This is a genomic window from Frigoribacterium faeni (genome assembly GCF_011761235.1).
In the GTDB taxonomy this organism is placed as follows: domain Bacteria; phylum Actinomycetota; class Actinomycetes; order Actinomycetales; family Microbacteriaceae; genus Frigoribacterium; species Frigoribacterium faeni_A.
Map to the genome: position 1 here is coordinate 206,013 of NZ_JAAOYW010000003.1, position 24,223 is coordinate 230,235.

21 protein-coding genes and 1 riboswitch are annotated in these 24,223 nt (G+C 74.0%); of the genes, 13 read left to right on the forward strand and 8 right to left on the reverse strand.

Going from position 1 to position 24,223, the window contains the following annotated elements:
- Positions 1–45: 45 nt before the first annotated feature.
- Both FHR78_RS13070 and FHR78_RS13075 read right to left on the reverse strand, forming a co-directional pair.
- Entirely contained in the window at positions 46–1,749 is a 1,704-nt protein-coding gene (locus tag FHR78_RS13070; RefSeq protein ID WP_166760977.1) for a long-chain-fatty-acid--CoA ligase, read from the reverse strand.
- Positions 1,750–1,790: 41 nt separating this feature from the next.
- On the reverse strand, positions 1,791–2,348 hold the full coding sequence (locus FHR78_RS13075) for a TIGR03086 family metal-binding protein (protein ID WP_166760978.1): 558 nt from the start codon (positions 2,346–2,348) through the stop codon (positions 1,791–1,793).
- 151 nt (positions 2,349–2,499) lie between these two features.
- On the opposite strand from FHR78_RS13075, the gene FHR78_RS13080 reads away from it, so the two are divergent.
- Both FHR78_RS13080 and yidC read left to right on the forward strand, forming a co-directional pair.
- A complete protein-coding gene (locus FHR78_RS13080) occupies positions 2,500–2,811 on the forward strand; it encodes a DUF6412 domain-containing protein (protein WP_166760979.1) in 312 nt (103 codons plus the stop codon).
- Positions 2,812–2,871: 60 nt separating this feature from the next.
- The gene (gene yidC / locus FHR78_RS13085; protein ID WP_166760980.1) at positions 2,872–3,603 is read left to right on the forward strand and encodes a membrane protein insertase YidC; all 732 of its coding nucleotides are present in this window, start codon (positions 2,872–2,874) and stop codon (positions 3,601–3,603) included.
- Positions 3,604–3,709: 106 nt separating this feature from the next.
- Here yidC and FHR78_RS13090 read toward each other — a convergent pair whose 3' ends face one another.
- Positions 3,710–4,261, reverse strand: a complete 552-nt coding sequence (locus FHR78_RS13090; RefSeq protein ID WP_166760981.1) for a YceI family protein — start codon at positions 4,259–4,261, stop codon at positions 3,710–3,712.
- Between the two features lie 149 nt (positions 4,262–4,410).
- Positions 4,411–5,415: an aldo/keto reductase family protein gene (locus FHR78_RS13095; RefSeq protein ID WP_166760982.1), complete on the reverse strand. Its 1,005-nt coding sequence runs from the start codon at positions 5,413–5,415 to the stop codon at positions 4,411–4,413.
- Between the two features lie 144 nt (positions 5,416–5,559).
- Here FHR78_RS13095 and FHR78_RS13100 point away from each other — a divergent pair, with 144 nt between their 5' ends.
- From FHR78_RS13100 to FHR78_RS13130, 7 genes are all read left to right on the forward strand, one after another.
- Positions 5,560–6,105, forward strand: a complete 546-nt coding sequence (locus FHR78_RS13100) for a GtrA family protein (RefSeq protein WP_166760983.1) — start codon at positions 5,560–5,562, stop codon at positions 6,103–6,105.
- Between the two features lie 88 nt (positions 6,106–6,193).
- A complete protein-coding gene (locus FHR78_RS13105; RefSeq protein ID WP_347878209.1) occupies positions 6,194–7,687 on the forward strand; it encodes a glycosyltransferase in 1,494 nt (497 codons plus the stop codon).
- Positions 7,684–9,687, forward strand: coding sequence for an ArnT family glycosyltransferase (locus FHR78_RS13110; RefSeq protein WP_166760984.1), 2,004 nt, complete (start codon positions 7,684–7,686; stop codon positions 9,685–9,687). The genes FHR78_RS13105 and FHR78_RS13110 overlap by 4 nt, the downstream gene beginning before the upstream one ends.
- 98 nt (positions 9,688–9,785) lie before the next feature.
- Positions 9,786–10,661: a DUF4397 domain-containing protein gene (locus tag FHR78_RS13115; RefSeq protein ID WP_166760985.1), complete on the forward strand. Its 876-nt coding sequence runs from the start codon at positions 9,786–9,788 to the stop codon at positions 10,659–10,661.
- 121 nt (positions 10,662–10,782) lie between these two features.
- Positions 10,783–11,955 carry a glycosyl hydrolase family 8 gene (locus FHR78_RS13120; RefSeq protein WP_166760986.1) on the forward strand — a complete coding sequence of 391 codons (1,173 nt, stop codon included), beginning with the start codon at positions 10,783–10,785 and terminating at the stop codon, positions 11,953–11,955.
- Positions 11,952–12,653, forward strand: coding sequence for a class F sortase (locus tag FHR78_RS14900; protein WP_208393213.1), 702 nt, complete (start codon positions 11,952–11,954; stop codon positions 12,651–12,653). Before FHR78_RS13120 ends, FHR78_RS14900 begins: the two co-directional genes overlap by 4 nt.
- Before the next feature lie 106 nt (positions 12,654–12,759).
- On the forward strand, positions 12,760–13,566 hold the full coding sequence (locus tag FHR78_RS13130) for a polyprenol monophosphomannose synthase (protein WP_347878210.1): 807 nt from the start codon (positions 12,760–12,762) through the stop codon (positions 13,564–13,566).
- Between the two features lie 81 nt (positions 13,567–13,647).
- Here FHR78_RS13130 and treZ read toward each other — a convergent pair whose 3' ends face one another.
- The 3 genes from treZ to glgX form a co-directional block, all read right to left on the reverse strand.
- Positions 13,648–15,405: a malto-oligosyltrehalose trehalohydrolase gene (gene treZ / locus FHR78_RS13135; RefSeq protein WP_166760987.1), complete on the reverse strand. Its 1,758-nt coding sequence runs from the start codon at positions 15,403–15,405 to the stop codon at positions 13,648–13,650.
- Positions 15,406–15,500: 95 nt separating this feature from the next.
- Positions 15,501–17,891 (reverse strand): malto-oligosyltrehalose synthase, encoded by a 2,391-nt coding sequence (gene treY / locus FHR78_RS13140; RefSeq protein WP_166760988.1) that lies wholly within the window; start codon positions 17,889–17,891, stop codon positions 15,501–15,503.
- The gene (gene glgX / locus FHR78_RS13145) at positions 17,888–20,086 is read right to left on the reverse strand and encodes a glycogen debranching protein GlgX (RefSeq protein WP_166760989.1); all 2,199 of its coding nucleotides are present in this window, start codon (positions 20,084–20,086) and stop codon (positions 17,888–17,890) included. Before glgX ends, treY begins: the two co-directional genes overlap by 4 nt.
- Positions 20,087–20,206: 120 nt before the next feature.
- Positions 20,207–20,317, forward strand: a riboswitch (TPP riboswitch).
- Between glgX and FHR78_RS13150 the strand changes: the two genes are divergently transcribed.
- The 4 genes from FHR78_RS13150 to FHR78_RS13165 all read left to right on the forward strand — a co-directional run bounded on the left by FHR78_RS13150 (position 20,309) and on the right by FHR78_RS13165 (position 23,840).
- Complete coding sequence (locus tag FHR78_RS13150; protein ID WP_166760990.1) at positions 20,309–20,965, forward strand: ECF transporter S component; 657 nt, start codon at positions 20,309–20,311, stop codon at positions 20,963–20,965. It overlaps the preceding riboswitch by 9 nt.
- 19 nt (positions 20,966–20,984) lie before the next feature.
- The gene (locus FHR78_RS13155; RefSeq protein WP_347878211.1) at positions 20,985–22,463 is read left to right on the forward strand and encodes an ABC transporter ATP-binding protein; all 1,479 of its coding nucleotides are present in this window, start codon (positions 20,985–20,987) and stop codon (positions 22,461–22,463) included.
- A complete protein-coding gene (locus FHR78_RS13160; RefSeq protein WP_166760991.1) occupies positions 22,460–23,254 on the forward strand; it encodes an energy-coupling factor transporter transmembrane component T family protein in 795 nt (264 codons plus the stop codon). The genes FHR78_RS13155 and FHR78_RS13160 overlap by 4 nt, the downstream gene beginning before the upstream one ends.
- Positions 23,247–23,840 (forward strand): ATP-binding protein, encoded by a 594-nt coding sequence (locus FHR78_RS13165; RefSeq protein ID WP_243862566.1) that lies wholly within the window; start codon positions 23,247–23,249, stop codon positions 23,838–23,840. Before FHR78_RS13160 ends, FHR78_RS13165 begins: the two co-directional genes overlap by 8 nt.
- On the opposite strand, the gene FHR78_RS13170 is transcribed toward FHR78_RS13165, so the two are convergent.
- Entirely contained in the window at positions 23,837–24,118 is a 282-nt protein-coding gene (locus FHR78_RS13170; protein WP_166761180.1) for a metallopeptidase family protein, read from the reverse strand. The two genes, FHR78_RS13165 and FHR78_RS13170, sit on opposite strands and share 4 nt — an antisense overlap.
- Between the last annotated feature and the right edge of the window lie 105 nt (positions 24,119–24,223).

Genomic DNA, 24,223 nt, shown 5'->3' on the forward strand with positions numbered 1-24,223 from the left:
CGCGGGTCGTCCTCCCCGAGGACGACCCGGCCGCCGCGCGACGGGTCAGCGGCCGGCGATGAGGGCGTCGCGGACCTCGCGACGGAGGACCTTGCCGATCAGCGACCGGGGCAGCTCGTCGACCACGACGACGCGACGCGGCACCTTGTAGGCGGCGAGCTGCTCGCGGCAGTGCTCGCGCACCTCCTCGGGGTCGACGGTGCGGCCGGGCTCGACGACGATAGCGGCGACGACGTCCTCGCCGCCGCCCTCGCGGGGCAGGCCGACGACCGCGGCCTCGGCGACGCCGCCGAACGCGCGCACCGCCTCCTCGACCTCGGAGGGGGCGACGTTGAAGCCGCCCGTGACGATGAGCTCCTTGATGCGGTCGACGATGGTGACGTAGCCGTCGGCGCTCATGCTGACGATGTCGCCCGTGCGGAACCAGCCGCCCGGCAGGAACGCCTCGGCGGTCTCGTCCGGCCGGTTCCAGTAGCCGCGGAACACCTGCGGCCCGCGCAGCACGAGCTCGCCCGCCGCGCCCGGCGTCACGGGGCGTTCGGGGTCGGGGTCGTCGCGGTCGACGACGCGCGCCTCGGTCGAGGGGAACGGCACGCCCACGGTGCCGGGGCGGCGGGTCGGGCCCATCGGGTTGCCGAGCGCGACCGGCGAGGTCTCGGTGAGGCCGAAGCCCTCGACGAGCATGCCGCCCGTGACCCGCTCCCACGCGGTGACGGTCGACAGGGGGAGGTTCATGGCGCCCGAGATGGCGAAGCGGGCGCTGCGCAGGTCGACGCCGCGCTGCTCGGCCGCCTCGGCGAGCCGCTGGTAGATCGGCGGGACGGCGGGCAGGAACGTCGGCGGGTGCTTCGCGGCGGCCTTGAGCACGAGGTCGACGTCGAACTTGGGGAACAGCACGAGGCGCGCGCCGATGCTCATGGCGAAGGTCAGGCAGAGCGTCAGGCCGTAGGCGTGGAAGAACGGCAGCACGCCGTAGACGGTCTCCTGCCCCTCGACGACGCCCTGCACCCAGGCGCGTCCCTGCGCGGCGTTGCTGCGCAGCGAGCGGTGGGTCAGCACGGCGCCCTTCGGCGCCCCGGTCGTGCCGCTCGTGTACTGCAGCAGCGCGACGTCGTCGAGCGCGGGGCGCGGGTGGCGCCTCCGCAGCGGGCGGCTCGCCACGAGGTCCGACCAGGTCAGGTCGCCGACGGCGCCCGCGGTCAGGGCCTCGCGCGACTTCCGCGCGGCGGGGATCGGCAGCCTCAGGGCGAGCCGCGTCGCGAGCGGCATCCCGCGCGTGACGTCGACGGAGACGACGGCGTCGAAGCGCAGGTCCGCCGGCAGCTCGCGCAGCCGCCCCACGAGCTTGTCCCAGGCGATCGCGACCTTCGCGCCGTGGTCCTCGAAGAGGTGCCGCAGCTCGCGGTCGGTGTAGAGCGGGTTGTGCTCGACGACGATCGCGCCGAGGCGCAGGACCGCGTAGAACGCGACGACGTGCTGCGGGCTGTTCGGCAGCAGGATCGCCACCCGGTCGCCCGCCGTGACGCCGAGCGCACGGAGCCCCTCGGCGGCCCGGGCGATCTCGTCGCCGAGGTCGCGGTAGCGCGTCTCGCGCCCGAAGAACTCGAGGGCGACCCGGCCACGGTGCGCGGCGACGGCGTCGTCGATCAGGTCGACGAGCGTGCCCGTCACGGGCTCGATGTCGGCGGGCACGCCCGGGGCGTAGCTGTGCAGCCAGGGGCGGGCGTCGGGCGCGGCGTCAGCGGTCATCGGGCCATCGAACCATCACGCGGCCACGGCTACCTGCGAGGTCAGCGGGCGTCGCGGCCCGTCAGCGCGAGCAGCCGCACCCGCAGGGGCGCGTCCTCGTCGACCGGCACGGGGGAGGCGAACAGGCCGGAGGCCTCGAGGGCGTCCCGCTGCGGCTCGAAGACCGTCCAGACCGCGGCGACGAGGTCGTCGTCGAGCTCTTCGTCGGTGCCGATCGCCCTCGCGAGGTCCCAGGCGTGGATCGTGACGTCGGCGACCTGCTCGGCGAGGTACTCGCGCACGGGCACGACGTCGGAGCTCAGCCGCACGGAGGCGTCGGGATCGGCCCCGCGCCAGGCGTCGGACGCCGCGCCCGACCAGCGGTGCCAGGCGGCGACGAGGTCGTCGCCGAGGGGCTCGACCGACGCCTGCGCCTCGCTCGGGTCGCCGCCCTCGAGCAGCACGGGGACCCACTGCTGCTCGCGGGTGACGTGCCGCACGAGGTCGCGGACGGCCCACTCGGTGTCGGGCGTCGGGGCGTCCCAGTCGGTGACGGCCTCGACGCGGCGCGCGAACTCCGCGTGCGCTCGGTGCTGCAGGGCGATCCAGTCGTGCGTCATGCGGGGTCCTTCCGAACGGGTGTGACCAGGGACAACGCAGGAGGCGGTCGAGGCTTCCCGAGGGCCGTCACGGCCCGAGGGCGTCGCCGACCCTGGCGTCCGCCGCCAGCGTACCGACCACGGCCCGCGCCCCGTCGTCTAGGGTCGAGCCGTGACCTCCCTGCTCGAGTTCCTGGTGCGCGTCCTGGCGCCGGTCGAGCTCGCGCTCTCGACCGGCCTCGGCGCGGGCCACCCGACCTCGCTGCCCGTGGGCGTCGTCGTCGGGCTCGTCGGCGCGACCGCGCTGCTGGCGATCGTGGTCGTCGCCCGCGCGGTGCTCGCGCTCGCCGGGCTGGGCGCGGCCGTGCCGGGGGCGGTGCTGACCGAGTCGGCCGACGTGCGCCTCCTCGTCTTCGCCCGCGACCCCGACGCCGACGGACACGTGCGCGCGCGGGCGCCGGGGCAGGGCCTCCCGGCCGCCTGACCGCAGACGCGGCGCCGCGGCGGCCAGAAGAGACCCTTCCCCTTCTGCCGTGAGGACCCCGTGGACCTGTCCGCCTTCCCGCCCTTCGCCGTCGTGCTCGACGGCCTGCACACCGTCGTCGTCGCGCTCGGCGACGCCGTCGAGCCCTTCGCCGGCGCGTCGTCGTCGGCGCTCGCCGTCGTGCTGCTCACCCTGCTCGTCCGTGCGCTGCTCGTGCCCGTGGGGGTGTCGCAGGTGCGTGCCGAGATCGGGCGTCGCCGGCTGGCCCCCGCGCTCGCGGACCTGCGCCGCCGGATCCGCGACCCCCAGGCGCTGCAGCGCGCCACCGCGGCCCTCTACACGTCGGAGAAGGTGTCGCCGCTGGCGGGCTGCCTGCCGACGCTGGCCCAGGCGCCCGTGCTGACGGCGGTGTGGTCGCTCTTCTCGCACCCGCTGATCGCGGGGCACGCGAACGCCCTGCTCGGCCACGGCCTGGCCGGGGCGGCCCTCGGCGCGACGCTCGTCGGCTCGGTCGGCGGCGGGTTCGCCGTCGTCGGGCCGTTCGCCGTCCTGCTCGTCGTGCTGGCGGTCGTCGTCGAGCTGCGGCGACGGGCCGACCTGCGGGCGGCCGGGCCGGCGGCCTCCACGACGGCGCAGGAGGCGGTGCCCGGCCTGGCGACGATCGCCCGCGTCGTGCCCTTCGTCAGCGTCGTCGTCGCGGCCTTCGTGCCGCTCGCCGCGGCGCTGTACCTGGTCACGAGCGCGGCGTGGACGCTGGGGGAGCGGGCGCTGCTGCGCCGGCTGCTCGCGTAGCCCCGGCGCCGACGGCGCGTTCCCGACGACGTCCGGGGCGCGCCCCTGGACGACGGAGGGCCCGCACCTGCCGAGCAGGTGCGGGCCCTCCGAGGTGCCGGGTGGACTACGCCGCGAGGACGAACTGGATCTCGAGCGTGACGGTGACGTCGTTGCCGAGGGTGAAGCCGCCGGCCTCGAGGGCGGCGTTCCAGGTGACGCCGAACTCGGTGCGGTCGATCTTCGTCGTGGCCGAGAAGCCGAGCTTGGTCTGGCCGTAGCCGTCGACGACGAGGCCGCCGAACTCGCTCTTCAGGGTGACGGGCTTCGTGACGCCGCGGAGGGTCAGGTCGCCGTGCACGAGGAAGTCGTCGCCGCCCTTCTCCTCGATGCTGGTCGACACGAAGGTCATCGTCGGGTGCTGCTCGGCGAGGAAGAAGTCGCCCGACTGCAGGTGGCCGTCGCGGTCCTTCTGGTTCGTGTTGACCGAGGCCACGTCGATCGACGCGGTGACCTTGCTGGCCGTGTGGTCCTCGGCGGTCTCGAGCGACGCGTCGAACGACTCGAACGAGCCCTTGACCTTGCTGATGGCGAGGTGGCGGACGCTGAACGAGACCTCGCTGTGCGTGGGGTCGAGGGTCCAGGTGCCGGCGGGGATCTTCTCTGCGGTGATGGCCATGGTGTTCTCCTGCTGTTCTGTGGGCTGTTCGGTGAGCTCTAGATCGGTGACGTGTCACCGAAGGTCGGTACGAGTATATGCAAGCGCATCCTCTCGCGCGACATTCCCGATCGCCCGACGGGATCGGGAACGTCGCCGGGAGGCCCCGCTCAGGCCGGGCGCTCGGCGGGGGAGACGGTCTTGGCGGGGTCGCGCTCGGCGAGGTCGCCGAGCGCCTCGTCGATGGACGCCATGACCTCGGCCGGCAGCGTGACGCCGGCCGCCTTGACGTTGTCCGCCACCTGCTCGGGCCGCGAGGCGCCGATGATGGCGGAGGCGACGTTGTCGTTCTGCAGCACCCACGCGATGGCGAGCTGGGCCATCGAGAGCCCCAGGTCCGCCGCGATGGGCTCGAGCGAGGCGACGCCCGTGAGCACCTCGTCGGTGAGGAAGCGCTTGATCGTGTTCGCGCCTCCCTTCTCGTCCGTCGCCCGGCTGCCGGCCGGCAGCTCGGCGCCGGGCTTGTACTTGCCGGTGAGCACGCCCTGCGCGACGGGCGACCAGACGATCTGGCTCAGGCCGTGCTGCTTGCTCGCGGGCACGACTTCCTGCTCGATGACGCGCCAGAGCATCGAGTACTGCGGCTGGTTCGAGATGAGCTGCACGCCGAGCTGCTTCGCGAGGTCGTGGCCGGCACGGATCTGCTCGGCGTTCCACTCGCTGACGCCGATGTAGAGCGCCTTGCCCTGCCGGACGACGTCGGCGAAGGCCTGCATGGTCTCCTCGAGAGGCGTCTCGTAGTCGTAGCGGTGGGCCTGGTACAGGTCGACGTAGTCGGTGCCGAGCCGGGTGAGCGAGCCGTCGATCGACTCGAGCACGTGCTTGCGGCTGAGGCCGGTGTCGTTGTGGCCGGCAGGGCCGGTCGGCCAGTAGACCTTCGTGAAGATCTCGAGCGACTCGCGCCGCTCGCCGGCGAGCGCCGCCCCGAGCACCGTCTCGGCGCCGGTGTTCGCGTAGGCGTCGGCGGTGTCGAAGGTCGAGATGCCCGCGTCGAGCGCGGCGCGGACGCACTGCGTCGCGACGTCGTTCTCGACCTGGGAGGCGTGCGTGAGCCAGTTGCCGTAGGTGATCTCCGAGATCTTGAGACCGCTCTGTCCGAGGTATCTGAATTCCATGGGCCCACGCTACGCGCGTGCCCGCCCCGAGGGGGCTGCCCGCCCGGCGGCTCGTGTGAACAGCACGTGACGAGACCCTGGCAACCGGCGCACAACCGTGTACCCCGGCCAAACCCCCGAACGGGTGGCCCCCGAACCGGTGTCATGCCCGACGCTCCTGCCCTCGACGAGAGGGTGACCACCCGACCGGCCGACGCTCCTGCCGTCGCCCCCGCCGCCTCCTCGGCGTCCTCTGCCGTGCCCGCCCGCGCCGCCGTCTCGGCCCGCGTGGCGAGCCGCCTCCGCGAGCTCGCGACCTTCGGCCTCGTCGGCGGCATCGCGTTCGTCGTCGACGTCGGCGTCTACAACCTGCTGCGGCTCACCCTGCTCGACGACAAGCCCATCGGCGCGAAGGTCGTCTCGGTGATCGTCGCCACGGCGGTCGCCTGGCTGGGCAACCGCTACCTCACGTTCCGCGCCGACCGCGGCCGGGCCGTGCTCAAGGAGGCCGTCGTGTTCGGCCTCGTGAACGTGGGCGGCCTGGCCATCGCCTCCCTGTGCCTGTTCGTCTCGCACTACGTGCTCGGCCACACCAGCCAGCTCGCCGACAACATCGCGGCGAACGGGGTGGGGCTCGTGCTCGGCACGGCGTTCCGCTACGTGGCCTACCGGTGGTTCGTCTTCGCGCCGGCCACCGCGGACGTGCGCTGACCCGCACGTCCCGCCCGCTCCACCGGACGCGAGACCCGACCCTCGCGCCCTGCACCGCACCCGACCTCCACCCGACAGGAGAACGACCGTGTCGACTGACCCGACGCACCGTGTGACCTCCCTGCTCGCCGCCGGCGAGCCCCAGCCCCTCCTCACCCCGGAGGCGCCCACCAGCCCCGACCAGTTCGTGCCCAACCGGGGCGCCACCACCGGCGCCGGCGACGCCCTCTCCGGCTTCGCCCTGCCCGACTGGAGCCCGCTCGAGTGGATCGGCTACTCGTCGCTGATCGTCGTCTCGCTGCTGCTCACGGCCGTGGCCGTCTCGACCCTGTGGTGGATGCTGCACGCCTGGCGCTCGAAGGACAACCTCGAGGGCAGCCAGTTCAGCTCCGACCCCCTCGCCGCCGCGCACTCCTTCACCCTGCTGGTGCCGGGCCGCCACGAGGAGGAGGTCATGGGGCAGACCCTCGACCGCCTCGCGCTGCAGGACCACCCCGACTTCGAGATCATCGCCATCGTCGGCCACGACGACCCGGGCACCGAGCGCGTGGCCCGCGAGGCCGCCGCACGCCACCCCGAGCTGATCCGCGTGGTCGTCGACTCGAGCGTCCCGAAGAACAAGCCGAAGGCGCTCAACCTCGCGCTGCAGACCTCGCGCGGCGAGATCGTCGGCGTGTTCGATGCCGAGGACGAGGTGCACCCCCGCCTGCTGACGCTCGTCGACTCGCGCTTCAGCGAGACCGACGCCGACGTCGTCCAGGGCGGCGTGCAGCTGATGAACTTCCAGTCGAGCTGGTGGAGCCTGCGCAACGTGCTCGAGTACTACTTCTGGTTCCGGTCGCGCCTGCACTTCCACGCCAAGGAGAAGTTCATCCCGCTCGGCGGCAACACCGTCTTCGTCCGCAAGGACTGGCTCGACTGGTCCGAGGGCTGGGACGCCGAGTGCCTCGCCGAGGACTGCGAGCTGGGCGTGCGCCTGTCGAGCGCCGGCGCGAAGGTCGTCGTCGCCTACAGCCCCGAGGTCGTCACCCGTGAGGAGACCCCCGGCACGTTCGTCTCGCTGCTCAAGCAGCGGACCCGCTGGAACCAGGGCTTCATGCAGGTCTACGGCAAGGGCGAGTGGAAGAAGCTGCCCCGTCTGCGCCAGCGCCTCATGGCCCGCTACCTGCTGACCATGCCCTTCATCCAGGCGGCCACCGGCCTGCTGATCCCGATCTCCGTGCTCCTGATCTTCACGATCAAGGTGCCGACGGCCATCGCCCTCGTCTCGTTCATCCCGCTGGCGCCGACCCTGGTGCTGCTGGCCGTCGAGTTCACCGGGCTGCGCGAGTTCGGCCGCACGTACGGCCAGAAGGTCCGGGCCCGCGACTACTTCCGCCTCGTCTGGGGCCTGCTGCCGTACCAGATCTTCCTCGCCCTCGCGGCGGTCCGGGCGGTCTTCCGCCAGATCCGCGGCATGAACGCGTGGGAGAAGACCGAGCACACCGGCGCGCACCGCGACGCCGTCGTCCCGACCCCGCAGGAGGCGCCCCGCGCCGCCCAGCAGGAGCCCGCCATGGCCATGACCGGAGGTGACCGATGACCAGCACGCTGAACCGCCCGTCCGCGGTCGACGACCGCACCGCAACGGCTCCCCGCCGTCTCGGCACCCCGATGCAGCCCACGCCCGAGCGCTCGCCGGGCTGGCTGCGCAGCCACGGCGCCAGCCTCGTCTGGCTGCTGCCCCTCATGGCGATCGCCGCCGTCGTGCAGGCCTTCAACATGGCCGGCTCGCCCCAGCGCATCGACGACGAGGGCACCTACACCGCCCAGGCCTGGGCCGTGCAGGCCTTCGGCGAGCTGGCGCACTACACCTACTGGTACGACCACCCGCCGGTGGGCTGGCTGCAGATCTCGGCCTACACGGCCCTGACCGGCGCCTTCGACCGCTACGACGTCGCCGTGCTGGCCGGCCGCGAGGCGATGCTCGCCTTCACGGTCGTCGCCGTGGCCCTGCTCTGGCTGCTCGCCCGCAAGCTCGGCCTGAGCCGCCCCGCCGCGGCCGCCGCCGGCCTGCTCTTCGCGGTGTCGCCCCTGGCCCTGCAGTTCCACCGCACGGTCTACCTCGACAACGTGGCCACGCCCTGGCTGCTCGCCGCGTTCGTCTTCGCGCTCAGCAAGCGGTACCAGCTCGCGGGCTTCGCCGCCGCCTCCCTCTCGTTCGGCATCGCGGTGCTCTCGAAGGAGACGTACCTGCTGGCCCTGCCGTTCCTCGCCTGGATGATGTGGCGCGGCGCCGACCGGTCCACGCGTCGCTACACGCTCTCGATCGCCGCCAGCCTGCTCGTGCTCGTCGGCCTCGGCTACGTGGCCCTCGCCGCCGTCAAGGGCGAGCTGCTGCCGGGCGCCGGCCGGGTGAGCCTGCTCGAGGGCGTCCAGTTCCAGCTCGCCACCCGCGAGGCCAGCGGCTCGGTGTTCGACACCGGCAGCCTGTTCTTCGCCACGGTGTCGCAGTGGTGGCAGCTCGACCAGGTCCTGATCGTCGCCGGGACGCTCGCGTCCGTCGTCGGCCTCTTCGTCAAGCGGGTCCGTCCGATCGCCGCGATGATGGTGTTCCTCATCGTCTTCATGTTCCGTCCCGGCGGCTACCTGCCGGTGCCGTACGTGATCATGCTGCTGCCGTTCGCGGCCCTGCTGGTGGCCGCGGTCACCGACGCCGCCGTGAAGAGCGTCCGGGCCCGTCGCGCGGGGGCCGTCTCGACCGCCGCCGTCCGCACCGGGTCGGTGGCCTGGCTCGCCCTGGCCGTCGCGGCCGTCGTGGCCCTGGTGCCGCTCTGGGCGGTCCAGCTGCGCGGGTTCCTCGACTCCGACCTCGACGCCCCCATGCGGAACGCCGAGACCTGGGTCGAGACCAACGTGCCGAAGGACAGCCGCCTGCTCGTCGACGACGCCGTCTGGGTCGACCTCGTGCGGGCTGGCTTCGCCCGCGACAACGTCATCTGGTTCTACAAGATCGACACCGACGGCGCCGTGCAGGCGCAGTCGCCCAACGGGTGGCGCGACTCCGACTACCTGTTCGAGACGGAATCGGTCCGCACCTCGGGCTCGGCCTCGGCCGACGTCCGGTCGGCGCTCGAGAGCTCCACGGTCGTGGCGTCGTTCGGCGAGGGCGACCAGCAGGTCAACGTCCGCCGCATCGACCGCGACGGCGCCGACGAGGCCCAGCGCAGCGCCGACGAGTCCGCCTCCGCGCGGTCCGCCGCCGGAGCCGAGCTGGCCGAGAACCCCGACCTGCAGGTCTCCGCGACCTTCGACCAGGCCCTCCGTGACGGACGACTCGACCCGCGCGCGATCATCGTGCTCGGCCAGCTCGCCGCCATCGCCCCGATCTCGGTGGCCGACCCCGACGCCCTCCCGGGCGAGCAGGAGTCGCTGTTCCGCCAGTTCGACGTCACGCCGCAGGGCGGGGAGACCGTCGAGCAGCTCGACGCGGTCCTCCGCGGCCTGGGCGAGACGTACGAGCCCGCCTCGATCGAGCCCCGGGGCGACGGACTGCGCATCACGTTCTCCGCCGTCGCGCCGTCGGGCGTCCTGTCCGACTGACCACCGCGCCGGGGGCCGGCCACACGGCCCCCGGCACCGCTCCTCACCGCCGTCGCACCCGTCCGGGCGCGACACCCGACCGGAAAGGAACCACTCCCATGGCCCAGCGCCACCGCACCTCCCCGACCACCGCCTCCTCGGCGGTCGCCGCCCCGACCACCTCGCCCCGACGCCGTCTCGTCGTCGTCGCCGCCCTCACGGCCGCGACGGGCGTCGCCCTCGCCGGCTCCCTCGTCGGCGCCTCGCCGGCCCACGCCGCCGAGGGCGACGGCTGGGTGCGCGTCGGGCACCTCTCGCCCGACACCAAGTCGGTCGACGTCACGCTGACCTCGCTGGCCGGCGGACAGGTCGTCATGGACCTCGACGACGTCACGTTCGGCCAGGTCAGCCCGTACCAGGCGCTGACCCCCGGCACCTACGTCGTCTCGATGACGGCCGCCGACGCCCCCGCCGACGCGAAGCCGGTCATCACGACGAACGTCACCGTCGACTCCGGCCAGCCGATCACGACCCTGGCGTACGGCCCGAACGACGACCTCGAGACCCGCGTCGTCAAGGACGACCTCACGCCGCCGTCCGACGGCCAGGCCAAGGTGCGCCTGTTCCAGGCCGCGACGGTGAGCAAGGACGTCTCGGTGTCGACCTCGACCGGCACGACCATCGCCGACAAGGCCTCGTTCGGCAGCGCCAGCGGGTACGCCGAGGTCGCCGCCGGCCCCTGGAGCCTCGACCTCACCGGCCAGAAGGTGACGGGCACGAGCGACGTCGACCTCGCCGCCGGCAGCATCAACACCCTGTTCGTGCTCGACAACTCCACCGGCGGCCTGACCGTCGTGCCGGTGGTCGACAGCGCGGCCACGGCGCAGGCCCCCGTGGGCGGCGTCCAGACGGGCGGCGGCTGGCTGGCCGAGCACCCCGTCGAGGACGAGCCGACCGGCTTCTGGGCGACCGTCCGCAGCTGGTTCGGCGCCTGAGGCCCCGAGGAGGCGCGGTGACCGACCACGGACACCGCGCCTCCCCGGGCCCCGCCCCCGCAGCACCCTCGCCGTGCGCCTCGAGCGCGACCGGCACCACCTCCCGACCCAGAGGAACGACATGACGAACAAGACGAAGGCACTGCTCGCCGCAGTGGTCGTCGCGGCGCTCGCCGTGACCGCCGGGATCGCCCTCCTCGTCGTCGGCGCACCCGGCGGCGCCCCCGACCGCACCGCGGCGGGACCTGCCGAGAGCAGCGACCCCGGCCCCGGGGACAGCACGCCCGACGCCCGCACCGCCGCCCAGCTCGGCGAGGACTTCCTCGACGAGTGGGTCGACGACGACGGCCGCGTCGTGCGCCGCGACCAGGGAGACGACACCGTCAGCGAGGGCCAGGCCTACGGCATGCTCGTCGCGGTCGGCACGGGCGACGAGGACCGCTTCGCCGCCGTCTGGGACTGGACGAAGGAGGAGCTGGTCCGGCCGGACGGACTGCTCGCCTGGCGCTGGGCCGACGGCGCCGTCGTCGACGACATGCCCGCCAGCGACGCGGACGTCGACGCCGCCCGGGCCCTCGTGCTCGCCGGCCGGGCCTTCGACCGCCCCGAGTGGACCGCCGAGGGCGTGCAGCTCGGCTCCGTCGTGCTCGACGAGATGACCGCCGTCACCGACGTCGGCCGCATCCTCCTGCCCGGGCCCTGGGCCGCGGGCTCCGCCCCCTGGTCGTACAACCCCTCGTACGCCGCGCCCGCCGCGTTCGCGCAGCTCGGCGAGGCGAGCGGCGACCCCCGCTGGGCCGAGCTCGAGCAGGGCTCGCGAGCCGTGACGACGAACGTGCTCACCGCGACCGCCCTGCCCAGCGACTGGGCGCAGGTGCAGCAGGACGGCACCGTCGTGCCGCTGCCGAGCGCCGACGGCTCGGCCGGCACGGTCCAGTACAGCTACGACGCCGGGCGCCTCGCGCTGCGGTACGCCGAGTCGTGCGACCCGGTCGACGTGGCCCTCTCGGCCCGTCTCGCCCCGGTGCTGCAGCGCTACCCCGAGCTGCCGATGCAGCTCGACCTCGGCGGCCAGTCGCTCGGCGACGACCAGAGCCCGCTGGCCTACGCCGCGCGGGCCGCGGCCCTCGCGAGCGCCGGCGACCCGGACGCCGCGGCCGCCGACCTCGCCCGGTCGGACGCCCTCGCCCAGTCGACCCCCACCTACTACGGCGCGGCCTGGGCGGCCCTGGCCGCCCTGCAGCTCGACGGCTCGGCCCTCGGCGCCTGCTCGCCCTTGGCGGTCTCGCGATGAGCCTCGCGCAGCTGGTCTCGTCGCACCGCCGTGCGGCGATCGCCCTCGGCGCCGCCGTGCTGCTGCTCGCCGGGGGAGCGACCGTGGCCGCCGTCGCGGCACAGCCCGGCGGCGACGGCGCGGACGCACAGGCCCCGGCCGCGACCGCCTCGGCCGCGCCCTCCGACCCGTCGGACGGCGACCCCGGCAGCGGAGCCGCGGGAGCGTTCCAGGACCCGGCCGCGCCGTCGTACACCGCGCCTCCTGCGGGTGCCGTCCCCGTGCGGGTGCAGATCCCCGCCATCGGGGTCGACTCCGGCCTCGAGGACCTCGGCCTGGGCGCCGCCGGCGAGCTGGACCCGCCCCGCGCCTGGGAGTCGGCCGGCTGGTACGCCGGCGGCACCGTGCCGGGCGCCGTCGGCCCGGCCGTCATCGCCGGGCACGTCGACTCGGGCAGCGGCCCCGCCGTGTTCGTCGACCTGGCGGCGCTCGCCGTCGGCGACGAGGTGCAGGTGACCCTGTCGACCGGCGACGTCGAGACCTTCCGCGTGACGGGCAGCGAGCGGACGCCGAAGGCGACGTTCCCGACCAGCGACGTCTACGGCTCGTCGCCCACGCCGAGCCTGCGGCTGATCACCTGCGACGGCACCTTCGACCGCTCGACCGGCCACTACGTCGACAACCTGATCGTCTTCGCCGACCTCGTCACGACGAGCTGACCCGGCCGCCGCGACCGCGCGCCCGACCCGCGCCGCGCACCCTGCCCGCACCGGGCACCCGACCCGCACGACCCCTGCTCCGTCCCCGACCGGAAAGGACCACCCCGTGAACGACGCCCTCGTGATCATCCCCACCTACGACGAGAGGGAGAACCTCGACATGATCGTCGGGCGCACCCTCGCCTCCGGCGCCGCGGTCGACGTGCTCGTCGTCGACGACGGCTCGCCCGACGGCACCGGCGACCTCGCCGACGGCTGGGCCGCCCGCGAGCCGCGCGTCCACGTGATGCACCGCACCGAGAAGGCCGGCCTCGGCGCCGCGTACCTCGCCGGCTTCGCCTGGGGCCTCGAGCGGGGCTACGACGCGATCGTCGAGATGGACGCCGACGGCTCGCACCACCCCGAGGACCTGCCGCGCCTGCTCGCGCTGCTCGCCGACGACGACCTCGTGCTCGGCTCGCGCTGGGTGCCCGGCGGCGAGGTCGAGAACTGGCCGCTGCGTCGCGAGCTGCTCAGCCGCGGCGGCAGCTGGTACACCCGGGGCGCCCTCGGCATCCGGGTGGCCGACACGACCGGCGGGTTCCGTGCGTTCCGGGCCTCGGCCCTGCGCCGCATCGACCTCGAGGCCGTCGAGTCGCGCGGGTACTGCTTCCAGGTCGACCTGCTGTGGCGCGCCCTCCAGGCGGGCCTCAGGGTCGTCGAGACTCCGATCACGTTCACCGAGCGCGTCCACGGCGCCTCGAAGATGAGCGGCTCGATCGTCAGGGAGTCGCTGACCAAGGTGACCCTCTGGGGTCTCCGCCGACGGGGGCGCGCCCTCGTCGAGCTGGTCGTGCGACACCGTCGCCTGCCGAGCGTCCGCGCGACGTCGCACCGGGTCGGGCCCGTCGTGCGCAGCGTGCGGACGCGCTAGCAGGGAGGCGGCACCGTCCGCACGGCAGGGGTGGTCAGCCCCGGCCGTGCGGACGTCGTCGTCGGTGCCGAGGGCGTCCGGCTAGCGGACGACCGCGACCGAGTGCGGCGGCAGCACCAGCTCGGCCCCGGCCGCGATCGAGTCGTCGCTGGCGAACAGCACGGAGGCGGCGGGCACGGCGAGCCGCGCCTCGTCCGTCCCGAAGTTCACGGCCACCCGGATCGTGCCCCGGGTCATCACGAACCAGCCGGCGTCGGCGTCGTGCTCGACCGACGTGCGCCCGAGGCGCGGGTCGGTGAGCTCGGGCTCGGCGTGGCGCAGCGCCGTGAGCTGCTGGTAGGCGTCGAGCAGCAGGGCGTGGCGGCCGCGGCCGAGCTCGCTCCAGTCGAGCTTCGAGTCCTCGAACGTCTGCGGGTCCTGCGGGTCGGGCACCACGGACTCGTCCCAGCCCGACTTCGCGAACTCGGCGATGCGGCCCTTCGCGGTGGCCTCGCCGAGCTCCTTCTCGGGGTGCGAGGTGAAGAACTGCCACGGGGTGCTCGCGCCCCACTCCTCGCCCATGAAGAGCATCGGCGTGTAGGGCGAGGTCAGCGTCATCGCCGCGGCGATCTGCAGCTGGCCGTCGTCGAGGGTCGCCGCGAGGCGGTCGCCGACGGCGCGGTTGCCGATCTGGTCGTGGTTCTGGTTCGCGACGACGAGGCGCCACGAGGGCATGTGGTCGACGTCGACCGGGCGGCCGTGGTCGGCCTCGCGGAACGACGACCAGGTGCCGTCGTGGAAGAAGCCCTTCGTGACGACCTTCGCGAGCGAGTCGAGCGACGCGAAGTCGGCGTACCAGCTGTTCGTCTCGCCGGTCAGGGCGACGTGCAGCGCGTGGTGGAAGTCGTCGCTCCACTGCCCGTCGAGGCCGTAGCCCTGACGGTGCTCGGGGCCGAAGCCGCCGCCGTCGCGGGGCGTGACGAGGCGGGCGTCGTTCAGGTCGCTCTCGGCGATCAGCGTCAGGGGCCGGCCGAGGTGCGCGCTGAGGGCGGCGGTGCGCTCGCCCATCTCCTGCAGCAGGTGCACGGGGCTGTCGTCGACGAGCGCGTGCACGGCGTCGAGCCGGAGCGCGTCGACGTGGAACCGCTCGAACCACATCAGGGCGTTGTCGAGGATGAACTCGCGCACCTCGTGCGAGCCGTCGTCGTCGAGGTTGACGTTGTCGCCCCAGGTGTTGGCGTGCTTGCTCGACAGGTACGGCCCGAACGCGGGCAGGTAGTTGCCCGAGGGGCCGAGGTGGTTGTAGACGACGTCCTGCACGACGCCGAGCCCGGCGGCGTGGGCGGCGTCGACGAAGCGCTGGTAGGCGTCGGGCCCGCCGTAGTTGTCGGTCACCGTGAACCAGTCGACGCCGTCGTAGCCCCAGTTCCAGCGGCCGTTCACGCCGTTCACCGGGAGCAGCTCGACGAGGTCGACGCCGAGCTCGACCAGGTGCGGCAGCTTCTCGATCGCCGAGTCGAGCGTGCCGCCCGGCGTGAAGGTGCCGAGGTGCAGCTCGTAGACCACCGAGCCCGCGAGCTGGCGGCCCGTCCAGGAGGCGTCGGTCCAGTCGAACGAGTCGCCGTCCCAGGTCTCGCTGAGGCCGTGCACCCCGTCGGGCTGCCGGCGCGAGCGCGGATCGGGCAGCGGCGTCTCGCCGTCGTCGACGAGGAACCCGTACCGGTGGCCGGGGCCGCGGTCGAGGTCGGCCGGGGCGCGCCACCAGCCCGTCCCGGTCTCGTGCTCGAGCGGCAGCACGTCGCCGTCGAGGTGCAGTCGCACGGTGGTCGCGGTGGGTGCCCAGACGTCGTAGACGCTCATCGGTCTCCTCGGGGAGTGGTGGTGGGGGTGGGGCCGCGGAGACGACGAACCGCCGACCCGCAGGGGGTCGACGGTAGTCGTGTGCGGAGGCGCCGTTACTGCTCGTCTGCCGGGACGAGCAGCGCGACGGGGTACGTCCCGAGCACGTCGGCGAGGCGCAGGCGCCCGCCGTCGTGCACGCGCCCGGTGAGCACGTCGCGCCAGCGCCGGCCCTGCACGAGCACGACGGTGTCGCCCCAGCCGCCGGCCTGCTCGAGCGCCACGGGGAGCCGCGTGGCGATCGTCAGCGCGCCGCCGCGGTCGGCGGCGACGGCCGAGTCGGCCTGCTCGCCGAACACCGGCAGGGCGCCGTAGCGGGTGAACAGCTCGGGGCGGTCGCGACGGAGCGTGAGCGCCCGGTGCGTGACGAGCAGCTTGGCCGCGCCCGTCTCGTCGACGGGCGGCGTCTCGCCGGCCGCGACCTGGTCGAGGAGGCGGCGGCGCAGCCCGAAGTCGACCTCGCGTCGGTTGTCGGGGTCGACGAGCGAGTGGTCCCACAGCTCGCCGCCCTGGTAGACGTCGGGGCTGCCGGGGCCCGTCAGCTGCAGCAGGGCGAGGCCGAGCGAGTTGCTGCGGCCGGGGGCGCGCACGACGTCGACGATCCTCTCGATCTCGTGCCGCACCTCCTCGCGGTCGAAGACGGCGTCGATCGCGGCGTGCATGCGCTCCTCGAAGGCCTCGGCCTCGGGGGTGCGGTCGGTCCACGTCGTCGAGGTGCTCGCCTCGCGGCTCGCCTTCTCGGCGTAGTCGTGCAGGCGCTGACGCGAGGCCGGCCAGGCCCCGACGACGCTCTGCCAGAGGATGTTCTCGAACGGGCCGTCGCCGATCGGGGCGAGGTCGCGGAGGCGCTCGAGCGTCGCCGTCCACTCGTCGCCGATCTCGGAGAGCACGCTGACGCGCGAGCGCACGTCGGCGCTGCGCTTCGTGTCGTGCGTCGACAGCGTGGTCATGCCGAACGGACGCTCGGCCAGGCGCGCCTGCTGGCGGGCGTGGAACTCGGCGGGCGTCAGCGAGAACTCGGCGGGGTCGGCGCCGACCTCGGTCAGCGTCGCGAGGCGGCTGTAGCGGTAGAACGCGGTGTCCTCGACGCCCTTGGCCATCACCATGCCGCTCGTCTGCTGGAACCGCACCGAGGCCGGGTGCGACTCGTCGGCCAGCACGTCGACGACGCGGGCCACGACGGCGGCCAGGTCGGGCCGGCTCTCGGTCGCGATCTCGGCCGCGCGGGCCAGCTGGTCGGCGCCCTGGGGCAGGTAGCTGCGGTAGACGGGGAACGCGGCGGCGAGCTCGGCCAGCGCGTCGACGACCTCGTCGTCGGCCCGGCCGTCGGTCGACACCAGGCGGGCCAGCCGGCGGATCTCGCTGCCGAGGATGCCGTCGGCGATGCCGCGCTTCGTGCCGAGGATCATGCGGTGCCAGTCGAGCGCCTCGTCCGCGACGTGGCCGTCGGCGGGCGCGTGGGCGTGGTCGTCGTCGGCGCGCAGGCGCGAGTCGAGGCCGTCGAGCGCCGCGGCGCCCCGCGGGTCGACGAACACCCGGTCGAGGTCGGCGAGGGCGTCGTAGCCCGTCGTGCCGTCGGTCGCCCAGTCCTCGGGCAGGCGCTCGTCGCCCTCGAGGATCTTCTCGACGAGCACGTGCGCGCCCCCGGTCAGGGCGGCGAGGCGGTCGAGGTAGCCGCCCGGGTCGGCCAGGCCGTCCGGGTGGTCCACGCGGAGCCCGTCGACCAGGCCCTCGCGGAACCAGCGGCCGATCTCGGCGTGCGACTCGTCGAAGACCCAGCCCTCTTCGACGCGGATGCCGGCGAGGGTGTTGACCGCGAAGAACCGGCGGTAGTTGAGGTCGGTGTCCGCCTTCTTCCAGTGCACGAGCTCGTACGACTGGCGGGCGTGCACGGCGGCCGCGTCGGCCGGGCCGTCGGCGGCGCCCTCGAGGGTGCCGGGGGCGATCGGGTAGACGTTGTCGTAGTAGTGCAGTTCGCCGTCGACGACCTCGAGGCCCTCGATCCGGCCGTCGGCCTCGGCGGGCTCGCCGAGCACGGGCAGCAGCACCTTGCCGCCGCCGGCCGCCCAGTCGATGTCGAAGGCGTCGGCGTACCGGCTCTCGCGCCCGTGGTTGAGCAGGTCCCACCACCAGGTGCTGGCCTTCGGCGTGGCCACGCCGACGTGGTTCGGCACGATGTCGACGAGCACGCCGAGGCCGGCGTCGTGGGCGCCCGTCGCGAGCGCCTCGAGGCCGGCCGCGCCGCCGCGGTCAGGATCGACCCGGCTGTGGTCGACGACGTCGTAGCCGTGGTCGCTGCCCGGCTCGGCCTCGAGCACGGGCGACAGGTAGACCCAGTCGGCGCCGAGGTCGCGCAGGTACCGCACCTGGTCGGCCGCGGCGAACAGGTCGAAGCCCGCCCGGATCTGCAGGCGGTAGGTGGATCGGGGGTGGTGGTGTCGGGTCACGCGTGCTCCTCGGCCGTGGCTCGGAGGACGACGAGGGAGCGGCCCGCCACGGGGAGCCGGTCGCCGGCGAGCAGCGCGGCAGGGACCTGCGGCGTGCTGGGGGGCTGGGGGGTGGTCGCGGCGCGCGTCGCCGTCGGGGTGCGCGGGGCGGCCTGCGCAGGAGGCGGCGGTGCGGAGACCGTGCTGTCGACGACGACCTCCCAGCCCTCCGCGTACTCGTCGGGGGGCAGCACGAAGGTCACCGTCTCGGCGCTGGCGTTGAAGTAGAGCACGAAGTTGACGTCGGTGATCCGGCCGCCGCGCTGGTCGCGGCCGCGGATGCCGTCGCCGTTGAGGAACATGCCGATCGCCTTGGCGAACGACTCGTTCCACTCGCCCTCCTGCATGGCGTCGCCCTCGGGGGTGAGCCAGACGATGTCGGGCAGGGGCTCGCCCTCGCCGCGCGTGACGGGCCGGCCGTTGAAGTACCGCTGGCGCCGGAACGTGGGGTGGTCGTGCCGCAGCTTGATCACCTCGGCGACGAACTCGACGAGCTCGCGGTCCGCCGCCTCCCAGTCGATCCAGCTGATGTCGCTGTCCTGGGCGTACGTGTTGTTGTTGCCGCGCTGGGTGCGGCCGAGCTCGTCGCCGTGCAGCAGCATCGGCACGCCCTGGCTGAGCAGCAGGGTGGCGAGGAAGCTGCGCTGGCGCTGCTCGCGCAGGGCCAGCACCGCCGGGTCGTCGGTCTCGCCCTCGACGCCGCTGTTCCACGAGCGGTTGTGGCTCTCGCCGTCGGCGCCGCCCTCGCCGTTCGCGTCGTTGTGCTTCTCGTCGTAGCTGACGAGGTCGCGCATGGTGAAGCCGTCGTGCGCGGTGACGAAGTTGATGCTCGCGACCGGGCGGCGGCCGTCCCGCTCGTACAGGTCGGCCGAGCCCGTGATGCGGCTGGCGAACTCGCCGAGGGTCGAGGGCTCGCCGCGCCAGAAGTCGCGGACCGTGTCGCGGTACTTGCCGTTCCACTCGGTCCACTGCGGCGGGAAGTTGCCGACCTGGTAGCCGCCGGGGCCGACGTCCCACGGCTCGGCGATCAGCTTGACCTGCGAGACGATCGGGTCCTGCTGGACGAGCTCGAAGAAGGTCGACAGCCGGTCGACCTCGTAGAACTCGCGGGCGAGGGAGGCGGCGAGGTCGAAGCGGAACCCGTCGACGTGCATCTCGGTCACCCAGTACCGCAGGCTGTCCATGATCAGCTGCAGCGAGTGCGGGTGGCGGACGTTGAGGCTGTTGCCGGTGCCCGTGTAGTCCATGTAGTACGTCGCGTCGTCGTCCATCAGCCGGTAGTACGCGGCGTTGTCGATGCCCTTGAACGACAGGGTCGGGCCCAGGTGGTTGCCCTCGGCCGTGTGGTTGTAGACGACGTCGATGATGACCTCGATGCCGGCGGCGTGCAGCGCCCGCACCATCGTCTTGAACTCCTGCACCTGCTGGCCGATGTCGCCCGTCGCCGAGTAGGCCGCGTGCGGCGCGAAGAAGCCGATGGTGTTGTAGCCCCAGTAGTTGCTGAGGCCCTTCTCGAGCAGCGTGTTGTCCTGCACGAACTGGTGCACGGGCATGAGCTCGAGGGTCGTGATGCCGAGCTTCTTGAGGTGCTCGATGATCGCCGGGTGGGCGACGCCCGCGTACGTGCCGCGCTCCTCCTCGGGGATGTCGGGGTGGGTCTGCGTGAGCCCCTTGACGTGCGCCTCGTAGATGACGGTCTCGTCGTAGCTGTACTTCGGGGGGCGGTCGCCCTGCCAGTCGAAGAACGGGTTGATGACGACGCCGAGCATCATGTGCGGGCCGCTGTCGTCGTCGTTCCGCGAGTCGGGGTCGCCGAAGTGGTACGCGAAGAGCGACTCGTCCCAGTCGATCTCGCCGCAGGTGGCCTTGGCGTACGGGTCGAGCAGCAGCTTCGCCGGGTTGGCCCGCGAGCCGGACGCCGGGTCGTAGTCGCCGTGCACGCGGTAGCCGTACTTCTGCCCCGGCTGCACCGTCGGCAGGTAGGCGTGCCAGACGTAGGCGTCGACCTCGGTCAGGGCGACCCTCGTCTCGGTGCCGTCGGCGTCGAACAGGCACAGCTCGACCTTGCTGGCCGCCTCGCTGAAGATCGCGAAGTTGGTGCCGGCCCCGTCGTAGGTGGCGCCGAGGGGGTAGGGGTTTCCTGGCCAGGTGTGCAAGCGGACCTCCGGGTCGTGGACCCCGTCAGCCTACGGGCAGCGGGCGCACCAGGGCCGCCGTGCCCGCAGCCGTCCCCGCCGCCGTGCCCGCCGTCGGGCCCGCGACGGCGCTATGATCGGCGGCACACACACGGGAGTCCGGTGAGCCGGGCTGAGAGGAAGCGAACCACGCTTCGACCGTCGAACCTGATCTGGGTCATGCCAGCGCAGGGAGGAGAGAACATGTCTGTTTCCGTGTCCGCGAACGAGGCCCAGCCCGGTCGCCAGGATCGTCCTGCAGCCTCGGGGTCGCCGAGGCCGTCGCGTCGCTGGCGCGTCGTCGACATCGTCGTCGCCAGCGTCATCGGCGTCGCCTGCGGCGTCGTCTTCTGGGCCTGGGGCCTCGCCTGGGAGCCGCTGAGCAACCTGCTGGCCTTCACGCCCGGCCTCTCGGGCCTGCTCTCGGGCGGCTGGCTCTTCGCCGGCGTGCTCGGCGGGCTGATCATCCGCAAGCCGGGCGCCGCGGTCTACACCGAGGTCATGGCTGCCGTCGTGTCGATGCTCATCGGCACGCAGTGGGGCTTCTCGACGCTGCTCTGGGGCGTGGTCGAGGGCCTCGGCGCCGAGCTCGTCTTCGCCGCGTTCCTGTACTCGTCGTGGCGCCTGCACGTGGCCCTGCTGGCCGGCGCCGGCGCCGGCGTGGCCGTCGCCCTGCTCGACACGTCGTTCTCGTCGATCGCCGCGACGGCCCTCGAGTTCAAGGTCGTCTACGGCATCAGCGCCGTCGTCTCCGGCGTCCTGCTCGCCGGGTTGCTCTCGTGGCTCGCCGCCCGGGGGCTCGCCCGCACCGGTGCCCTCAGCCGCTTCGCCTCCGGCCGCTCGGCCGAGGCGCGCGTCTGACCGGCCCGACCCCGACGACGTGACGACCGCCTCCGGCGCCCGGGTCGACGCCCGCGGCTGGGGGTGGCGTCACGCCGGCCGGCTGCGCCCCGCCGTGTCCGAGCTCGACCTCGTCGTCGAGCCGGGCGAGCGGGTGCTGCTGCTCGGCGCCTCGGGCGCCGGCAAGTCGACCCTGCTCGCCGGGCTCGCCGGCGTGCTCGGCGGCGACGAGGAGGGCGACGCCCGCGGCGAGCTGCTCGTCGACGGCCGCCCGCCCGCCGAGCAGCGCGGCCGGGTCGGCCTCGTGCTGCAGGACCCCGACTCGCAGGTCGTGCTCGCCCGCGTCGGCGACGACGTCGCCTTCGGCTGCGAGAACGTCGGCGTGCCCCGTGACGAGACCTGGCGGCGCGTCGGCGACGCCCTCGACGCGGTCGGCCTCGACCTGCCGCTCTCGTGGCCGACCGCCCAGCTGAGCGGCGGGCAGAAGCAGCGGCTGGCGCTCGCGGGAGCCCTGGCGATGCGCCCGGGGCTCGTGCTGCTCGACGAGCCGACCGCGAACCTCGACCCCGACGGAGTCGTCGAGGTGCGCGACGCCGTCGCCCGCGTCGTCGAGCGCACCGGAGCGACGCTCGTCGTCGTCGAGCACCGGGTCTCGGTCTGGCTGCCCGTCGTGGACCGCGTCGTGGTGCTCGCCGCCGGCGGGGGAGTGCTCGCCGACGGCGCCCCCGAGGAGGTGCTCGACCGGATGCGCGGTCCGCTCGCCGAGGCGGGCGTCTGGGTGCCCGGCGCCGTGCCCGAGCCGCCCGTCCGGCGACGCGCCTCCTCGCGGGGACCGCTGCTCGAGGCCGCCGACCTCGCCGTCGGCCACCGCGGGCCCCGGGGCCGTGCCGTCGCCTCCGGGGTCGACCTCGTCGTGGGGGACGCCCGCACGCTGGCCGTGACCGGGCCGAACGGCGCCGGCAAGTCCACCCTCGCCCTGACCCTCGCCGGCCTGCTCGCGCCGGTCGCGGGCGACCTGCGGGCGACGCCCGAGCTGGCGGCCGGGGCCGGCCCGGCGCCCGTGCGGTGGCGCTCGCGCGAGCTGCTGACCCGGGTGGGCACCGTGTTCCAGGACCCGGAGCACCAGTTCCTCACCGCGACCGTGCGCCGCGAGCTCGCGGTCGGGCCGGAGGCGCTGGGCGAGCCGGCCGCGCAGGTCGCCGAGCGCGTCGACGGGCTGCTCGACCGCCTCCGGCTCGACCACCTCGCGGGGGCGAACCCGTTCACGCTCTCCGGCGGAGAGAAGCGGCGGCTGTCGGTCGCGACCGTCCTCGCGTCTCGCCCGCGCCTCCTGGTGCTCGACGAGCCGACCTTCGGGCAGGACGCCCGCACCTGGCGCGAGCTCGTGGCCCTGCTCGCGGGCCTCGTCGACGAGGGCCGCAGCGTCGTCGCGGTCACCCACGACGCCGAGTTCGTCGCCGCGCTGGCCGACGACGTCGTCGAGCTCACCCGGCCCGTCGCCACGGAGCAGGCCCGATGAGCCTGCTCGAGGCCGTCGAGACGACGCGGGTCGTCGGCCGCCTGAATCCCGTCGCGAAGCTGCTCGCCGCCCTGGTCGTCTCGGTGGTGCTGCTGCTCTCGATCGACTGGGTCTCGGCCGGGGTCGCGCTGGGGCTCGAGCTGCTGCTGCTGCCCTGGGCGGGCCTGTCGGCGCGGCAGCTGCTGCGGCGCACGGCCCCGCTGTGGATCGCCGCGCCCACCTCGGTCGTCGTCACCGCGCTCTACGGCCGCGACGACGGCGCGTTGCTGCTGCAGCTCGGCTGGATCAGCGTCACCGACGGGTCGGTCTCGCTCGCGGCCGCGATCGGGCTGCGCATCCTCGCGGTGGGCGTGCCCGGCATCGTGCTGCTCGCGACGACGGACCCCACCGACCTCGCCGACGGACTCGCGCAGGTGCTGCGACTGCCCGCCCGGTTCGTGCTCGGCGGCCTCGCGGGGCTGCGCCTCGCCGGCCTGTTCGCCGACGACTGGCGGCAGCTCGCCCTCGCCCGCCGGGCCCGCGGCGTGGCCGACGGCCGGGGTCCCGTCGCCGCGGCCCGGCGCTTCGGCGGCCAGGCGTTCGCCCTGCTCGTGCTCTCGGTGCGACGGGGCAGCAAGCTCGCGACGGCGATGGAGGCGAAGGGCTTCGGCTCCGACGCCCCGCGCACCTGGGCGCGGCCGTCGACGATCCGGGCGCGCGACGTCGTCCTCGTCGTGATCGGCGTGCTGATCGCGGCGGCGGCCGTGACGAGCGCCGTGCTCGCGGGCACGTGGGAGTTCGTCCTTGCCTGAGCAGTCCCGGGTCGACGTGGCCGCCCTGCTGCTGGCGAGGGCCGAGGAGGCGCGGGTCGGCCGCGAGCGCGTGGTGCTGCTCGTCGACGGTCGCTCGGGCTCGGGCAAGACCACGCTGGCCCGTCGCCTGGTCGCGGCCTGGCCCGTCGAGCGGCTCGGGCCCGTGCAGCTGGTGCACCTCGACGACGTCTACCCGGGGTGGCACGGCCTCGAGGCCGCGTCGCGCGTCGTCGAGTCGTCGGTGCTGGCGTCGACGGACCCGGGCTGGACCACGTGGGACTGGGAGCGCGGCGTGCCGGGGGAGCGGCGGACGCTCGACCCGGCCGTCTCGCTCGTCGTGGAGGGCGCCGGGGCGCTGACCCGCGCCTCCTCGGCGGTCTCGACGCTGGCGGTGTGGCTCGAGCTGGACGACGACACCCGGCGTGCGCGGGCGCTCGGCCGGGACGGGGCGACGTACGAGCCGTGGTGGGAGGTGTGGGCCGCGCAGGAGGTACGGCATCTCGCCGTCGAGCGGCCCCGGGAGCGGGCGGACGTCGTCGTCGACGTCGCGACGGGTGCCGTGTCGGGGGAGGGCGCGGCGGGCTAGGCCCAGCCGAGCTCGTGCAGCTGGTCGTCGTCGATGCCGTAGAAGTGGGCGATCTCGTGCACGAGGGTGACGTGGATCTCGTCGCGCAGCTCGTCCTCGGTGTCGACGGCGGCGAGGTGCGGCTCGCGGTAGAGGACGATGCGGTCGGGCAGCTCGCCGAAGCCGTAGGTGCCGCGCTCGGTGAGGGCGACGCCGTCGTAGAGGCCGAGCAGGTCGAGGGAGCCGTCGTCGGGGCGGTCCTCGGTGACGAAGACGACGTTGTCGAGGCCGTCGATCATGTCGTCGGGCAGCTCGTCGAGCTCGGCGACGACCAGTTCGTCGAACCTCGCGGCGTCGACGCTCGCCGGGTCGATGCCCGCGGGCCCCTCGTCGGTCCTCTTCTC

Bases quoted from the DNA above. Each gene is read 5' to 3' on its own strand.
- FHR78_RS13150 (WP_166760990.1), top strand. From the start codon at position 20,309: ATGTCTGTTTCCGTGTCCGCGAACGAGGCCCAGCCCGGTCGCCAGGAT.
- FHR78_RS13110 (WP_166760984.1), top strand. From the start codon at position 7,684: ATGACCAGCACGCTGAACCGCCCGTCCGCGGTCGACGACCGCACCGCA.
- FHR78_RS13100 (WP_166760983.1), top strand. From the start codon at position 5,560: ATGCCCGACGCTCCTGCCCTCGACGAGAGGGTGACCACCCGACCGGCC.
- FHR78_RS13170 (WP_166761180.1), bottom strand. From the start codon at position 24,118: ATGATCGACGGCCTCGACAACGTCGTCTTCGTCACCGAGGACCGCCCC.
- treZ (WP_166760987.1), bottom strand. From the start codon at position 15,405: ATGAGCGTCTACGACGTCTGGGCACCCACCGCGACCACCGTGCGACTG.
- FHR78_RS14900 (WP_208393213.1), top strand. From the start codon at position 11,952: ATGAGCCTCGCGCAGCTGGTCTCGTCGCACCGCCGTGCGGCGATCGCC.
- FHR78_RS13120 (WP_166760986.1), top strand. From the start codon at position 10,783: ATGACGAACAAGACGAAGGCACTGCTCGCCGCAGTGGTCGTCGCGGCG.
- FHR78_RS13090 (WP_166760981.1), bottom strand. From the start codon at position 4,261: ATGGCCATCACCGCAGAGAAGATCCCCGCCGGCACCTGGACCCTCGAC.
- FHR78_RS13075 (WP_166760978.1), bottom strand. From the start codon at position 2,348: ATGACGCACGACTGGATCGCCCTGCAGCACCGAGCGCACGCGGAGTTC.
- FHR78_RS13160 (WP_166760991.1), top strand. From the start codon at position 22,460: ATGAGCCTGCTCGAGGCCGTCGAGACGACGCGGGTCGTCGGCCGCCTG.
- FHR78_RS13115 (WP_166760985.1), top strand. From the start codon at position 9,786: ATGGCCCAGCGCCACCGCACCTCCCCGACCACCGCCTCCTCGGCGGTC.
- FHR78_RS13095 (WP_166760982.1), bottom strand. From the start codon at position 5,415: ATGGAATTCAGATACCTCGGACAGAGCGGTCTCAAGATCTCGGAGATC.
- FHR78_RS13070 (WP_166760977.1), bottom strand. From the start codon at position 1,749: ATGACCGCTGACGCCGCGCCCGACGCCCGCCCCTGGCTGCACAGCTAC.